Here is a 13,674-nt window from a genome sequence, read left to right on the forward strand (position 1 = left end):
ACGAATTGGTTGACCGGGCTACTGCGCCGCGATCCGCTGCGCCATCGGCAGGGTCACGCGAAAGGCCGCGCCGTTCTGTCCCGGCAGATAGGCGATGCTGCCATCCAGCCGGGCCATGATCTCGCGGCAGATGGCAAGGCCCAGCCCCGCGCCCCCGGCCTTCTGATCGCTGACGCGGCTGAACTTCTCGAACACCATCGTCTGCGACTCGTGCGGGATGCCCGACCCGTTGTCGATGAAATCGACGGTCACCTGCCCGCCCCCGGCGCGCACCGCGATGGTCAGTTCGGGCCGCGCGGCATCACAGTATTTCTGCGCATTGGCGATCAGGTTGATGAACACCTGGCTCAACCGGTCCAGATCGGTGTCCAGCCGCACATCCTCGCGCGCGCGATCGCGGCGCAGGCGTAGCCCGCCATGCTCGGCCCCCGAGGCCGAGACCGCCAGATCGATCACATCCGACAACACGCCGCTGCGGATGTTCAGGTTGACCTGCCCGTTCTCCAGCACGCTGAGATCCAGCAGATCGTCCAGCAGCCGGGTCAGGCGGATCGCCTCGTCATGGATGATGCCCGCGTATTTGGCCTGCGCCGCAGGGTCCAGCCCCGCACCGTCGCGCAGGATCTCCGAGAATGCCCGGATCGAGGTCATCGGCGTACGCAGCTCGTGGCTGATCTGGCTGAGAAACGCGTCCTTCTGCACCGAAAGCTGGGTCAGCTTTTCGTTGGCCGCGCGCAACTGCCGGGCGGTGCGGGCCAGCTCGTTCGACTTCGCCTCGAGCGTGCTGGAGTATTCCATCATCTGCGCGGTCTCGTCCGCCACCGCCAGCAGATCCTCGACCGAGACGGTGGCCGCGCCCATGATTTGCCCCACCATCGCATGCGCCGTGGCCGCGCCGACCGACCCGGCCAGTTCCCGCTCCAGCCGGGCCAGGAAATCGGGCGTGGGTTCCGGCAGATACCCTGCCAGTCCCTGCGCCTGTGCGGCCTCCTGAAACAGCGCCTGCGCCTGCGCAGGGCCAAGGATGCGCTGCGCCATGACCATCAGATCCTCGGATTGCGCGATGCCCCCGGCCCAGTTCTGCGGTCGGCCCGAATGATCGAACACGTTGACGAACTGCGCGCCCTGCAACCGTTCCAGCGGGGTGGGAAAGCTGAGCAGCGAGGCAACGGTGAACCCACCGGCATTGAACAGCATCGACCACAGCACCGCATGCACCATCGGGTCGATCCCCTCGATCCCGAACAGGGCATAGGGGCGCAGCCAGCCGATGCCCCAAGGCCCCTGCGTGAACACCGCCTCGGAGATCACCACATCCAAACCGAAACTGGGCAACAGCAGGCACCAGACCCAGATCACGAACCCCAGGCTCAGCCCCACCAGCGCGCCAACCCGCGTGGCCCCGCGCCACAGGATACCGCCCAGAAGCGCGGGCAGGAACTGCGCCACCCCGGCAAAGGACACCAGCCCGATCGCCGCCAGAGCCGCCCCGCCGCCCGACAGCCGGTAATACAGATAGCCAAAGCCCAGAACAACGGCGATGGACAGCCTCCGCGACAGGATCACCACGGTGCGCAGATCGCCCGAGATCACCGCACCACCGCCCGTGAGGTGCAGCCAGATCGGCATGACGATGTGGTTGGACACCATCGTGGCCAGCGCAATGGCCGCCACGATCACCATCGACGTGGCGCTGGAAAACCCGCCCAGAAACGACAGCATCGCCAGCCCGTTCTGCCCCTGCGACAGCGGCACGGTCAGAACGAACTGGTCGGGGTTCGACCCTTGCGGCATCACCTCGAGCCCGACCACGGCGATGGGCACCACGAAGAGCGAGATCAGCATCAGGTATAGCGGAAAGGCCCAGCTTGCGGTGCGCAGGTGACGCTCGTCGTCGTTTTCCACGACCATCACCTGAAACATGCGCGGCAGGGTCAGGAAGGCCGCCGCCGACAGGAATGTCAGCCCCGCCCAGCGCGCGCCGTCCACCTCCCACTGGCCCAGCGCGCTGGCGTCGATCCGCGCCAGCGTTTCGCCCACGCCGCCGCTCAGCCCCCAGACCACGAACACCCCCACCGCCAACAGCGCCAGCAGCTTGACCACCGCCTCGACCGCGATGGCCATGACGACACCGTGATGACGCTCGTTGGCATCCAGATTGCGGGTGCCGAACAGAATGGTGAAAAAGGCCAGCCCCGCCGCCACCCACAGCGCGATGTTGCGGTTGTCATCCAGCGGCCCGGCGGTCGGATCGGCCTGCGCGATGCTGGCAAAGGACGCGGTGACCGATTGCAGTTGCAGCGCGATGTAGGGCGTCGTGCCGATCACCGCGATCAGCGTCACGAACACCGCCAGAAAGGTGGATTTGCCATAGCGCGACGAGATCAGGTCGGCCACCGAGGTCACCCGCTGCGTGCGCCCGATGCGCACCAGCTTGCGCAGGGTCCACCACCAGCCGATCATCACCAGCGTCGGTCCAAGGTAGATCGTCAGGTACTCCAGCCCCGACCGCGCGGCATAGCCGACCGCGCCGTAAAACGTCCAGGCGGTGCAGTAGATCGACAGCGACAGCGTATAGACCAGCGGCGAGCGCAGCCAGCCGCCCCGCCCGCGCGCCGCCGCGCGCTCGGCCGCGAAGGCCACCAGAAACAGGAACGCGACATAGCCAAGGCATACCGCGACCAGCACGTTCAGGTTGGCGGTCACGACCGGCCCTCACCGCCGTCGGGGTCGGTTTCCGCGTCCTCGTCCAGATTGCGCGACACCATCAGCGCCAGCCATGCCAACGCCAGCCAGACCCCAAAGATATACAGGATCGCGGTCGAGGTCGCGATGCCCTCGGGGCCGCGCTGCCACAGCAGCGGGATGCCCCACAGCACGGCCCCCAGCACCGGGATCAGCCGCGCCGCATCGGTCAGCCGCCGCTGGCGATAGCTGCGCCGCTCCAGAAACAGCGGTGAGGGCTTTTCGCTCATGCCGGGACCAGAGCGCGCAGGGCCTCCAGCACTTCGGCATTGGAGAACGGTTTGGTCATGAACAGGCTGGCGCCCAGCTTTTCGGCCATCTCGCGGTCCTTGGTCTGGCCGCGCGCGGTCAGCATCAGCACCGGCAAGGTGGCGGTATCGGACCGGCCGCGCAGATCGGTCAGGATGTCATAGCCCGACCGCCCCGGCAGCATCACGTCGAGGATCACCAGATCGGGCGCCTTGGCCAGCACCACATCCACCGCATCATGGCCGTTCGAATGCGTATCCACGGTCCAGCCATCGCGGCTGAGAATGAAACTTATCGCCTCGATGATGTTCGGTTCATCCTCGATCACAAGGACATGTTTGCCCATGCATCGTCCCCTCCCTAGTGCACATTTGCGTGCGTATTTTGGGACAGTTAAACGCGATGGGGGGCTGTGTGTCAAAACCCATCCGCAAGGATAGACGGTTCGCGCCGCGCCGGGCAGTCGGTGCGCGGGCAGATCCGGCAGCCCACACCCACCGTGCGCGGGCTGGCATCGGGCGCGCCACGCACGGTTTGCGGCCGGGTGTGCGGCACGATCAGCATATGCGCCCCGATCACCGGAGGGCTGTCGAAATCAACGGGCCCTTGCGGCATCGCCACAGCATAGCAGGTAAACCGCAGGCCATCACGGCCCGCCTGTTCGACCACCTGGCGGATCGGCACCATCGGCTGGCTGAGCGCGGTGAACAGCGGCCAGAGCGGACAGGCCGCGCCGAACCGTGGCACGGCAAAGCCGTCCAGCGGCTTGCGAAAGGTCAGCGTGCCCGAGGCATCGCAACTGACCATGCCCAGCGTCCCCGCCGGGCCATCGGCGGGCAGGCTGGCCAGCCGCCGCATCGCCACCGGCAGCGCCACGCCGAACTGCCGCGCCACGCGCCCTGGGTCGGGCTCGTGATCTGCGCACCAGTCCGACAGCGCAGCGGCGGGCAGCGACGCCGCCTCGGTCGCATAGCGGGTCAGGAACGCGCGCGCCTGTGCGCGGGCGGGCGCGGATTTCAACGCACCGGCCCCGTCGATCAGCCCGTCGATATTCGGCGTGCCGCCCTGCTCCAGCGCCGGGACATGCCAGCCCAGATCGGCCAGCCACGCATCCAGCTCTTCCTGCGGGGCGGCGGCCTCGCCGCCTTCGCCCTGGCCTGCGCGGTCCAGATAGGTCACCAGCGCCTGCGTGCTGCCCGCCAGCCGCGCGGCATCCTCGTTGATGTTGCGCTGAAACCGGTCGCGCCATTCCGGCTCGATCCCGCGCGTGTCGGCAAGGATCGCGGCCGTGGACCGGATCGAGGTGACCGTCGACAGCACCTCGTGCAATGCGGCGGCCAGATGCGGATCATGGGTCAGCCGGTCGGTCAGGGTCTCGACAGTCCGCTCCAGCGAGGCCTGCCTGCGGTGCCCGCGCGCCAGCACCTCGGCCCAGCCGGGAAACCGACCGGCGAATTCCTCGGCCTGCTCGGCCTCGGCCCCGGCCCCGGCATGGGCCGCCCGCGCCTCGCGCAGCGTGGCGATCAGCGCGGCCTCTGCCCCCTCGCTCAGTTGTGCGGGCTCGACCCCCAGTTGCTGCGCAATCGCCAGCAGCACCTTTCCGCCGATTCTGCGCTTGTTGTGCTCGATCAGGTTGAGATACGAGGCGGAAATGCCCACCATTTGCGCCAGATCGGCCTGTCGCATCCGCTGTCGGATGCGCCGTTCGCGTATCCGCGTTCCGGTAAGTTGCCCTTGCGGCACCCTGCGGCCCTCCATTTCACCCGCGATATCAACGCCTTTCTGCGCTGCGGAATAATTTCTTTACAAAGCATACCATGGTATTGTGCAGCTATTTACAAGATTATTGTTTCACACAAGCCAGTTGTTGCGAAGTTTTCTGTCCTGCCGCGATACTGTCTTCACACGAAAACGTGTACAGGGCCGCAGAGGAGGCGCGCCCCGCTTTAACGAAACGGGAGGAATTACATGACCAACAGCAATTTCACGCGCCGTGGCCTGCTGCGCACCGGCGCAGTCGCCGGGGCAGCCGGTGTGGCGCTGCCGACGATCTTCACCTCGTCGGCCCATGCCTTCGCCAACGAACCCACCGGAAGCACCGTCACGCTGGGCTTCAACGTCCCGCAAAGCGGGCCCTATGCCGACGAGGGCGCCGACGAGCTGCGCGCCTATGAACTGGCGGTCGAGCATCTGAACGGCGAAGGCGACGGCGGCATGATGGGCACCTTCAGCTCGAAGGCGCTGCAGGGCAACGGCATCCTGGGCAAGAAGGTGGAATACGTCACCGGCGACACCCAGACCAAATCCGACGCCGCCCGCGCATCCGCCCGCTCGATGATCGAAAAGGACGGTGCCATCATGATCACCGGCGGCTCGTCCTCGGGCGTGGCCGTGGCCGTGCAGGCGCTGTGCCAGGAGGCCGGCATCATCTTCATGGCGGGTCTGACCCATTCCAACGACACCACCGGCAAGGACAAGCGCGCCAACGGCTTTCGCCATTTCTTCAACAGCTACATGTCGGGTGCCGCGCTGGCCCCGGTGCTGGCGGCCAACTACGGCACCGACCGCAAGGCCTATCACCTGACCGCGGATTACAACTGGGGCTACACCACCGAGGAAGCGATCCGCGCCTCGACCGAGGCGATGGGCTGGGAAACCGTGGGCACGGTGCTGACGCCGCTGACCCAGACCGACTTCAGCTCGTATATCGCGCCGGTGCTGCAATCGGATGCGGATGTTCTGGTGCTGAACCACTATGGCGGCAACATGGTCAACTCGCTGACCAACGCGGTCCAGTTCGGTCTGCGTGACCGGATGGCCAACGGCAAGCAGTTCGAGATCGTCGTGCCGCTGTATTCGCGCCTGATGGCGCGCGGCGCGGGGGCCAACGTCAAGGGCATCTTCGGTTCGACCAACTGGCACTGGTCCCTGCAGGACGAGGCCTCGCAAGCCTTCGTGCAGTCCTTCGGCACCAAGTTCGGCTTTCCGCCCAGCCAGGCGGCACACACCTGTTATGTGCAGACGCTGCTTTATGCCGATGCGGTGGAACGCGCGGGCAGCTTTGCGCCCTGCGCCGTGGTCGAGGCGCTGGAAGGCTTCGAGTTCGACGGTCTGGGCAATGGTCCGACGCTCTATCGCGCCGAGGATCACCAGTGCTTCAAGGACGTTCTGGTGGTGCGCGGCAAGGAGAACCCGACATCCGAGTTCGACCTTCTGGAAATCGTCGAGGTCACCCCGGCCGAGCAGGTCACCTATGCCCCCGATCACCCGCAGTTCGCGGGCGGCGCATTGGGAAGCTGCAACAACGGCGCCTGAGCCGCTGGCCGTTTCGTAGGGTGGGCAACAGTGCCCACCCTACCCTTGCCGCAGCCCCCTGACACGCCGCCTGCCCGCCGGTCCTGACCGGCGCACGGGCGTTTTCCGCACTCTTGTCCAAAAGGTGGGACAATGGACGCAATCATCCTGCAAATCCTGAACGGGCTCGACAAGGGCTCGGCCTATGCGCTGATTGCGCTGGGTCTCACGCTGATCTTCGGCACCCTGGGCGTGGTCAATTTCGCCCATGGCGCGCTGTTCATGATCGGGGCCTTCTGCGCCGTCACGCTCAGCCGGATCCTGACTTTGTCGCGCACCTACATCGACGACACACAGACCGATTTTCTGGGCCGCCCGCTCGAGGTCAAGGTGCCCTATGCCCATGACTGGTTCGGGCCTGAAACCGGGGCCATGATCATCGACTGGGCGGTGCCACTGGCGATCCTGTTCGCCATCCCGGTGATGATCCTGATCGGGGTGATCATGGAGCGCGGGCTGATCAAGCATTTCTACAAGCGCCCCCATGCCGACCAGATACTTGTGACCTTCGGTCTTGCCATCGTGCTTCAGGAGATCATCAAGTATTACTACGGGGCCAATCCGATCCCCACCCCCGCCCCGGACGTATTTCGCGGCTCGTTCGATTTCGGCGTGCTGATCGGGTTCGAGCCGAACTCGATCATCTACCCCTACTGGCGTCTGGTCTATTTCGCCTTTGCCGCCGTCATCATCGGCGCGGTCTTTGCCTTTTTGCAATTCACCACCTTCGGGATGGTGGTGCGCGCGGGCATGGCCGATCGCGAGACCGTGGGCCTGCTGGGCATCAACATCGACAAGCGGTTCACCATCATGTTCGGCATCGCCGCCGCGGTGGCGGGGCTGGCCGGGGTCATGTACGCGCCGATCAACTCGCCCAACTACCACATGGGGATGGACTTCCTTGTCCTGTCCTTTGTCGTGGTCGTGGTGGGCGGCATGGGCAGCCTGCCCGGCGCGGTGCTGGCCGGGTTCCTGCTTGGCATCGTGGAAAGCTTTGCCTCGATGAAAGAGGTCACCAGCATCCTTCCCGGCATCAACCAGGTCATCATCTACCTGGTCGCCATCATCATTTTGCTGACACGTCCACGTGGCCTGATGGGCCGCAAGGGCGTGATGGAGGACTGACCCATGTTTGGTCTCGAAAAGAAAGACACCACCCTCCTGATCATCGTCGCCATCCTGACGCTGTTCGCGCCTTTCCTGCTCAACCCCTTCCCCGAAGGTTCGGGCATGGCGCAGTTCAACGCGGGCTATCCCGACCTGATGCAACGCTTCGTGATCTTCGGCATCTTCGCCATCGGCTTCAACATCCTGTTCGGGCTGACCGGATACCTGTCCTTCGGTCATGCCGCCTTTCTGGGGGTGGGATCGTACTCGGCGGTGTGGATGTTCAAGCTGCTCAGCATGAACGTGATCCCGGCGATCCTGCTGGCGATGGTGGTTTCGGGGCTGTTCGCGGTGGTCATCGGCTTCATCAGCCTGCGGCGGTCGGGGATCTATTTCTCGATCCTGACGCTGGCCTTTGCCCAGATGATGTTCGCTCTGGCCTATTCGGTGCTGACCCCGATCACCGGCGGCGAAACCGGGCTGCAACTGGCGCTCAGCGATCCGCGCGTCCTGGACGGCGCAAGATTGAGCGACAACATCCCCGTCCCCGGCCTGTTCGGGCTGGAAATGCGCGACAGCACCCGCTGGGCCGTCGGTCCTTGGGTGTTCACCTTCAACGTGGGTTATTATTTCTGTGCGGCGATCATGCTGGCGGCCTTCTACCTGGCCATCCGCATCTTCCGCTCGCCCTTTGGCATGATGCTGCGCGCGGTCAAGTCCAACCAGCAGCGGATGCATTACACCGGGCTGAACACCCGACCCTACACGCTGGCGGCCTTCGTGATCTCGGGCATGTACGCAGGGCTTGCGGGGGGGCTGATGGCCTCGATGGACCCGCTGGCCGGGGCCGAGCGGATGTTCTGGACCGCGAGCGGTGAGGTCGTCCTGATGACCATCCTTGGCGGTGCGGGCACGCTGATCGGGCCAGTCCTTGGGGCAGGTATCATCAAGTACATGGAAAACATCCTGTCCAAGATCAACGCGGAAATCCTGTATGGCTGGTTCGCCTTTCTGCCCGACGGGCTGCAGGAATTCGTAGTCACGCTGGTCTATCCCTTCATCGGCAAGGGCTGGCACCTGACGCTGGGCCTGATCTTCATGGCCGTGGTGATCTTTCTGCCCGGCGGTCTGGTCGAGGGCGGACAGCGCATCGGGCGCCTGTTCCGCCGCAAACCGGCCGCGCAGGGCAAGGACGCCAAAGCCAAGCAACCCGCAGAATAAGGAACGACACCAATGGGTATCCTTGAAGTCAAAGGCGTGAACAAACGCTTCGGCGGGTTGCAGGCGCTGGGGGACGTGAACCTCAGCGTGGCGGAAAACACCGTGCACGCGATCATCGGCCCCAACGGGGCGGGCAAATCCACGCTGCTGAACTGCCTTGTGGGCAAACTGCTGCCCGACACCGGCTCGGTCATGTTCGACGGCCAGTCGGTGCTGGGGCGCAAACCCTATCAGATCAACCAGATGGGCATTTCGCGCGTGTTCCAGACGCCCGAGATATTCGGTGACCTGACCGTGCTGGAAAACGTGATGATCCCCTGCTTTGCCTCGCGGGACGGCGCGTTCCGCATGCACGCGATCGAAAGCGTGTTCAGCGAGAAGACGATGATGGACAAGGCGCTGACCATGCTCGAAGACGTGAACATGGCCGACAAGCGCCACATGCACGCCGCCAGCCTGTCGCGCGGCGACAAGCGGCGGCTGGAAATGGCGATGTGCCTGGTGCAGGACCCCAAGCTGCTGTTGCTGGACGAACCCACCGCCGGCATGGCGCGGGCCGATACCAACAACACGATCGAGCTGCTGAAAGAGATCAAGTCCAAGCGTGACATCACCATGTGCATCATCGAACATGACATGCATGTGGTGTTTTCCCTGGCCGACCGGATCACCGTTCTGGCGCAGGGCACACCCCTGGTCGAGGACGCGCCCGAGAACATCAAGGGCAATCCCAAGGTGCGCGAAGCGTACCTGGGCGAAAGCGCATAAGGAGCGGCACAGATGAACGTCAAACCCGACTTTTCCAAGGGCAAGAACTATGCCGAAACCGCGCCCGCCTTCCTGTCGGTCTGGGACATGCACGCCTATTACGGCGAAAGCTACATCGTGCAGGGCATCAGCTTCAACGTGCACGAGGGCGAGATCCTGGCCCTGCTGGGGCGCAACGGGGCGGGCAAGACCTCGACCCTGCGGGCCATTGCGCGCCTGGACAGCCCCGCCATCACCCATGGCGAGGTCTGGCTGGATCACCAGCCGCTGCACCTGAAAAACAGCCATCAGGCTGCGCAGCTTGGCATCGGGCTGGTGCCCGAGGACCGGCGCATCATCTCGGGCCTGACGGTCGAGGAAAACCTGCAACTGGCCCAGATCGCGCCCCCCATCGGATGGTCCATCGAACGCCTGTACGACCTGTTTCCCCGTCTGGGCGAGCGCCGCAAGCAAGAGGGCGTGACCCTGTCGGGCGGCGAACAGCAAATGCTGTCGATCGCCCGCGCGCTGGCCCGCGACATCAAGGTGCTGCTGCTGGACGAACCCTACGAAGGGCTGGCGCCGGTGATCGTGGACGAGATCGAAAAGACCCTGCGCCTGATCAAGGAGCAGGGGATCACCACCGTGATCGTCGAACAGAACGCCGTGCGCGCGTTGGAATTGGCCGACCGCTCTGTTATTCTGGACACCGGAACAATCGTTTTCGACGGATCGGCCGCCGAAGTGCTGGAAAACAAGGAACTGCGCGAGGAATACCTTGCCATCTGACGGTGGCCGGGTCCGGTCGCGCGGTCCTGACCGGCCCGCGCAGACCGATTGAAAACCCATAATAACAAGGGACAGAGGTCAAGGAATGACAGAGACGACTTATCCGCCTTCGGCGGATTTCAAGGCCAAGGCGCATATCGACGCCGACACCTATGCCAGCATGTACAAGGCCTCGGTGGATGACCCCGACGCCTTCTGGGCCGACCACGCCAAACGCATCGACTGGATCAAGCCCTTCACAAAGGTGAAGGACGTGAATTTCAAGTTCGGCGAAGTCTCGATCAAGTGGTTCGAGGACGGCACCCTGAACGTCGCTGCCAACTGCGTTGATCGCCACCTTGCCACCCGCGCCGATCAGACCGCGATCATCTGGGAGCCGGACGATCCCAAGGATGACGCGCTGCACATCACCTACCGCGACCTGCACGAGCAGGTCGGCCGCATGGCCAACGTTCTCAAGTCGCTGGGCATCAAGCGTGGCGACCGCGTGGTGATCTACCTGCCGATGATCCCCGAGGCCGCCTATGCCATGCTGGCCTGCGCGCGCATCGGTGCGATCCATTCCATCGTCTTTGCCGGCTTCTCGCCCGACGCCCTGGGCGCGCGGGTCAACGGCTGCGATGCCAAGCTGGTGATCACCGCCGACACCGCCCCGCGCGGCGGGCGCAAGACCAAGCTGAAGGACAACGTCAACCAGGCGCTGCTGCATGACACCGACGATGTGAAATGCCTTGTGGTCCGCCGCACCGGCGATCAGGTCGCATGGCGGCGCGATCTGGATTTCTGGTGGCACGAAGAGGCCGAAAAGGTCAGCGCCGACTGCCCGCCCGAGGAAATGAACGCCGAAGACCCGCTGTTCATCCTCTACACTTCCGGCTCGACCGGGCAGCCCAAGGGCGTGGTGCACAGCTCGGGTGGCTATCTGGTCTTTGCCGCGATGACGCAGCAATACACCTTTGATTACCACGACGGCGACATCTTCTGGTGCACCGCCGATGTGGGCTGGGTCACCGGCCACAGCTACATCATCTATGGCCCGCTGGCCAATGGCGCGACCACGCTGATGTTCGAAGGCGTGCCGACCTACCCCGATGCGGGCCGGTTCTGGGCGGTCTGTGAAAAGCATCGCGTCAACCAGTTCTACACCGCCCCCACCGCCCTGCGCGCGCTCATGGGTCAGGGCAACAGCTTTGTCGAAGGGTACGATCTGTCCAGCCTGAAACTGCTGGGCACCGTGGGCGAGCCGATCAACCCCGAGGCGTGGAACTGGTACAACGACGTCGTGGGTCAGGGCCGCTGCCCCATCGTCGACACCTGGTGGCAGACCGAAACCGGCGGTCACCTGATCACCCCCCTGCCCGGCGCCACGGCCACCAAGCCCGGCTCGGCCACGCTGCCGTTTTTCGGCGTGCAGCCCGTCGTGCTGGAAACCGAATCCGGCAAGGAAATCACCGAGACCGAGGCAAGCGGCGTGCTGGCCATCAAGGACAGCTGGCCCGGCCAGATGCGCACCGTCTGGGGCGATCACGACCGGTTTCAGGCGACGTATTTCCAGCAATACAAGGGCTATTACTTTTCCGGCGATGGCTGCCGCCGGGATGCCGATGGCTATTACTGGATCACCGGCCGCGTCGATGACGTGATCAACGTCTCGGGCCACCGCATGGGCACGGCCGAGGTTGAATCGGCGCTGGTGGCCCACGCCAAGGTGGCCGAGGCCGCGGTGGTCGGCTATCCGCATGACATCAAGGGGCAGGGCATCTATGCCTATGTCACCCTGATGACCGGCGAGGACCCGACCGAAGAGCTGCGCAAGGAACTGTCGGACTGGGTGCGCCACGAGATCGGCCCGATCGCCAAGCCCGACCTGATCCAATGGGCCCCCGGCCTGCCAAAAACGCGCTCGGGCAAAATCATGCGCCGCATACTGCGCAAGATCGCCGAGAACGAGTTTGACGCGCTTGGCGACACCTCGACCCTGGCCGATCCGTCGGTTGTGGATCAGTTGATCGAAAACCGCATGAACAAGGGCTGATCGGCCCTTCACCCCCATCACGCCCCCCGCCGCGACCGATCCGGCGGGGGTTTTTCGTTCTCGCCCTCCTCAGGACATCCAGCCCATGACCGATCTGTCCCCCTTGCCCGCCGTGCCACCGGTGGCCATCGACGCCCCCGTCACGCGGCTGCTCAAACGCGGCGCGCTGATCGTGCTGGGCCCGCTGTATTTTCTGGTGATCGCCTTTGCACCGCTGACCTGCGCCCGGCGGCGCGGCTTTCGCGGCTGGTACTGGCGGCTGGTCAAGCGTGCCTGTTCGCGACTGCTGTGGCTGCTTGGTATCCGGGTGCAGATCTCGGATGCAGACCGCGCGGCACTGGCGGCGGACGTGGGCAGCCTGATCGTCATCAACCACCGCAGCCATCTGGACGGATTCGCCCTGATGGATGCCATCCCCGATGACAAGTGGTTCACCTTTGCCGCCAAGAAAGAGCTGTGCGATGCCGCCCTGCTGCGCACCGGCTTCAAAGGGGCCGGTCTGGTCGAGATCGACCGCAAAAGCGGCAAGCACGCGATGCAGGTTCTGGCCGAGGCGGTCCGCACCATGCCCGCGCGCAAATCGGTCGTGCTGTTTCCCGAAGGCACCCGCGCCACCACCCCGTCGCTGGGCGCGTTCAAGGCCGGTGCCGTCGTGGTGGCACGCGATGCCGGGCGCTCGATCCGCCCGATCGTGATTCACGGCTCGGACAGGTTGCTGCCCCGGGGCCGGTTCTTTCCAAAAAGCGGCACGATCCGGGTGCAGGTCCTGGCCCCCTTCACCTGCGACACCGCCGCCCCGGTGGATGACGATGTCGCCCGGCTGCGCGCGACCATGATGGCCGCCTTTGACGGGGCTTAGGCTGCGCGTCCGGTCAGCCCTTGGACTTCTTCTTTGATTTCTTGGGCTTGTCGGCTTTCTTTTCGCCTTTTTTCTCTGACTTCTTCGTCTTTGCCTTCTTGTCGGTCTTGGCTTTCGCGGCCTTGGCCTTTTTCGGCTTTTCCGCCGTCTTGGCCTTGGCCGATTTTTTGTCGACCTTGGCCTTGGCCTTGGCCTTCTTGGGCTTGGCCTTGGCCTTGGCGGTTTCAGCAGGCTCTGCCGGCGCCGCCGCAGGTGCCGGTGCATCTTGCGCCGGTGCCGCCGTCAACTCGGCCCCGGCAGCCGCCAGCAGCTTTTGCGCGGCATCCACAAAGGCCCGCGCGCGCGCCTGCGAAATACCGGGAATCTCGGCCAGCTTGTCGGTATCCGACTGCGCCACCGAACTGGGGGAGCTGTGGCCCGCCGCGCGCAGCCTGTCGGCCATCGCGGGGCCGATACCGGGAATGTCTTTAAGGTCTGTCATCTATTACTACAGTTGCGGATATTGGAGATCTCTGATTCAACTCTATTCGAGGGAATGGGAGGGTTGGGTCATGACTGTATCGGACTG

12 protein-coding genes are annotated in these 13,674 nt (G+C 64.6%); 7 read left to right on the plus strand and 5 right to left on the minus strand.

Going from position 1 to position 13,674, the window contains the following annotated elements; genetic code table 11:
- Positions 1-18: 18 nt before the first annotated feature.
- From ACFTOW_RS04595 to ACFTOW_RS04610, 4 genes are all read right to left on the minus strand, one after another.
- On the minus strand, positions 19-2,706 hold the full coding sequence (locus tag ACFTOW_RS04595; RefSeq protein WP_379913536.1) for an ATP-binding protein: 2,688 nt from the start codon (positions 2,704-2,706) through the stop codon (positions 19-21).
- On the minus strand, positions 2,703-2,975 hold the full coding sequence (locus ACFTOW_RS04600; protein ID WP_379913537.1) for a hypothetical protein: 273 nt from the start codon (positions 2,973-2,975) through the stop codon (positions 2,703-2,705). The genes ACFTOW_RS04595 and ACFTOW_RS04600 overlap by 4 nt, the downstream gene beginning before the upstream one ends.
- Positions 2,972-3,340 carry a response regulator transcription factor gene (locus ACFTOW_RS04605; RefSeq protein WP_379913538.1) on the minus strand — a complete coding sequence of 123 codons (369 nt, stop codon included), beginning with the start codon at positions 3,338-3,340 and terminating at the stop codon, positions 2,972-2,974. The genes ACFTOW_RS04600 and ACFTOW_RS04605 overlap by 4 nt, the downstream gene beginning before the upstream one ends.
- Before the next feature lie 71 nt (positions 3,341-3,411).
- Complete coding sequence (locus ACFTOW_RS04610; RefSeq protein ID WP_379913539.1) at positions 3,412-4,752, minus strand: short-chain fatty acyl-CoA regulator family protein; 1,341 nt, start codon at positions 4,750-4,752, stop codon at positions 3,412-3,414.
- 210 nt (positions 4,753-4,962) lie between these two features.
- On the opposite strand from ACFTOW_RS04610, the gene ACFTOW_RS04615 reads away from it, so the two are divergent.
- From ACFTOW_RS04615 to ACFTOW_RS04645, 7 genes are all read left to right on the plus strand, one after another.
- Entirely contained in the window at positions 4,963-6,309 is a 1,347-nt protein-coding gene (locus ACFTOW_RS04615; RefSeq protein ID WP_379913540.1) for a substrate-binding protein, read from the plus strand.
- Positions 6,310-6,441: 132 nt separating this feature from the next.
- Positions 6,442-7,473, plus strand: a complete 1,032-nt coding sequence (locus ACFTOW_RS04620) for a branched-chain amino acid ABC transporter permease (RefSeq protein WP_379913541.1) — start codon at positions 6,442-6,444, stop codon at positions 7,471-7,473.
- Between the two features lie 3 nt (positions 7,474-7,476).
- Positions 7,477-8,676, plus strand: a complete 1,200-nt coding sequence (locus tag ACFTOW_RS04625; RefSeq protein ID WP_379913542.1) for a branched-chain amino acid ABC transporter permease — start codon at positions 7,477-7,479, stop codon at positions 8,674-8,676.
- 12 nt (positions 8,677-8,688) lie between these two features.
- A complete protein-coding gene (locus tag ACFTOW_RS04630) occupies positions 8,689-9,444 on the plus strand; it encodes an ABC transporter ATP-binding protein (RefSeq protein WP_379913543.1) in 756 nt (251 codons plus the stop codon).
- A gap of 12 nt (positions 9,445-9,456) precedes the next feature.
- Complete coding sequence (locus tag ACFTOW_RS04635; protein ID WP_379913544.1) at positions 9,457-10,212, plus strand: ABC transporter ATP-binding protein; 756 nt, start codon at positions 9,457-9,459, stop codon at positions 10,210-10,212.
- An 85-nt stretch (positions 10,213-10,297) separates the two neighbouring features.
- Positions 10,298-12,247, plus strand: coding sequence for an acetate--CoA ligase (gene acs, locus ACFTOW_RS04640; RefSeq protein WP_379913545.1), 1,950 nt, complete (start codon positions 10,298-10,300; stop codon positions 12,245-12,247).
- An 85-nt stretch (positions 12,248-12,332) separates the two neighbouring features.
- Positions 12,333-13,106 (plus strand): lysophospholipid acyltransferase family protein, encoded by a 774-nt coding sequence (locus tag ACFTOW_RS04645; protein WP_379913546.1) that lies wholly within the window; start codon positions 12,333-12,335, stop codon positions 13,104-13,106.
- Between the two features lie 13 nt (positions 13,107-13,119).
- Here the strand turns inward: ACFTOW_RS04645 and ACFTOW_RS04650 are convergent, their stop codons facing one another.
- Complete coding sequence (locus ACFTOW_RS04650; RefSeq protein ID WP_379913547.1) at positions 13,120-13,587, minus strand: helix-hairpin-helix domain-containing protein; 468 nt, start codon at positions 13,585-13,587, stop codon at positions 13,120-13,122.
- Positions 13,588-13,674: the final 87 nt, after the last annotated feature.

Origin of the sequence: Lacimonas salitolerans (assembly GCF_042677865.1) — a bacterium.
GTDB lineage: Bacteria > Pseudomonadota > Alphaproteobacteria > Rhodobacterales > Rhodobacteraceae > Lutimaribacter > Lutimaribacter salitolerans.

Bases quoted from the DNA above. Each gene is read 5' to 3' on its own strand.
- ACFTOW_RS04625 (WP_379913542.1), top strand. From the start codon at position 7,477: ATGTTTGGTCTCGAAAAGAAAGACACCACCCTCCTGATCATCGTCGCC.
- ACFTOW_RS04650 (WP_379913547.1), bottom strand. From the start codon at position 13,587: ATGACAGACCTTAAAGACATTCCCGGTATCGGCCCCGCGATGGCCGAC.
- acs (WP_379913545.1), top strand. From the start codon at position 10,298: ATGACAGAGACGACTTATCCGCCTTCGGCGGATTTCAAGGCCAAGGCG.
- ACFTOW_RS04620 (WP_379913541.1), top strand. From the start codon at position 6,442: ATGGACGCAATCATCCTGCAAATCCTGAACGGGCTCGACAAGGGCTCG.
- ACFTOW_RS04610 (WP_379913539.1), bottom strand. From the start codon at position 4,752: ATGGAGGGCCGCAGGGTGCCGCAAGGGCAACTTACCGGAACGCGGATA.
- ACFTOW_RS04630 (WP_379913543.1), top strand. From the start codon at position 8,689: ATGGGTATCCTTGAAGTCAAAGGCGTGAACAAACGCTTCGGCGGGTTG.
- ACFTOW_RS04645 (WP_379913546.1), top strand. From the start codon at position 12,333: ATGACCGATCTGTCCCCCTTGCCCGCCGTGCCACCGGTGGCCATCGAC.
- ACFTOW_RS04615 (WP_379913540.1), top strand. From the start codon at position 4,963: ATGACCAACAGCAATTTCACGCGCCGTGGCCTGCTGCGCACCGGCGCA.
- ACFTOW_RS04635 (WP_379913544.1), top strand. From the start codon at position 9,457: ATGAACGTCAAACCCGACTTTTCCAAGGGCAAGAACTATGCCGAAACC.
- ACFTOW_RS04600 (WP_379913537.1), bottom strand. From the start codon at position 2,975: ATGAGCGAAAAGCCCTCACCGCTGTTTCTGGAGCGGCGCAGCTATCGC.
- ACFTOW_RS04605 (WP_379913538.1), bottom strand. From the start codon at position 3,340: ATGGGCAAACATGTCCTTGTGATCGAGGATGAACCGAACATCATCGAG.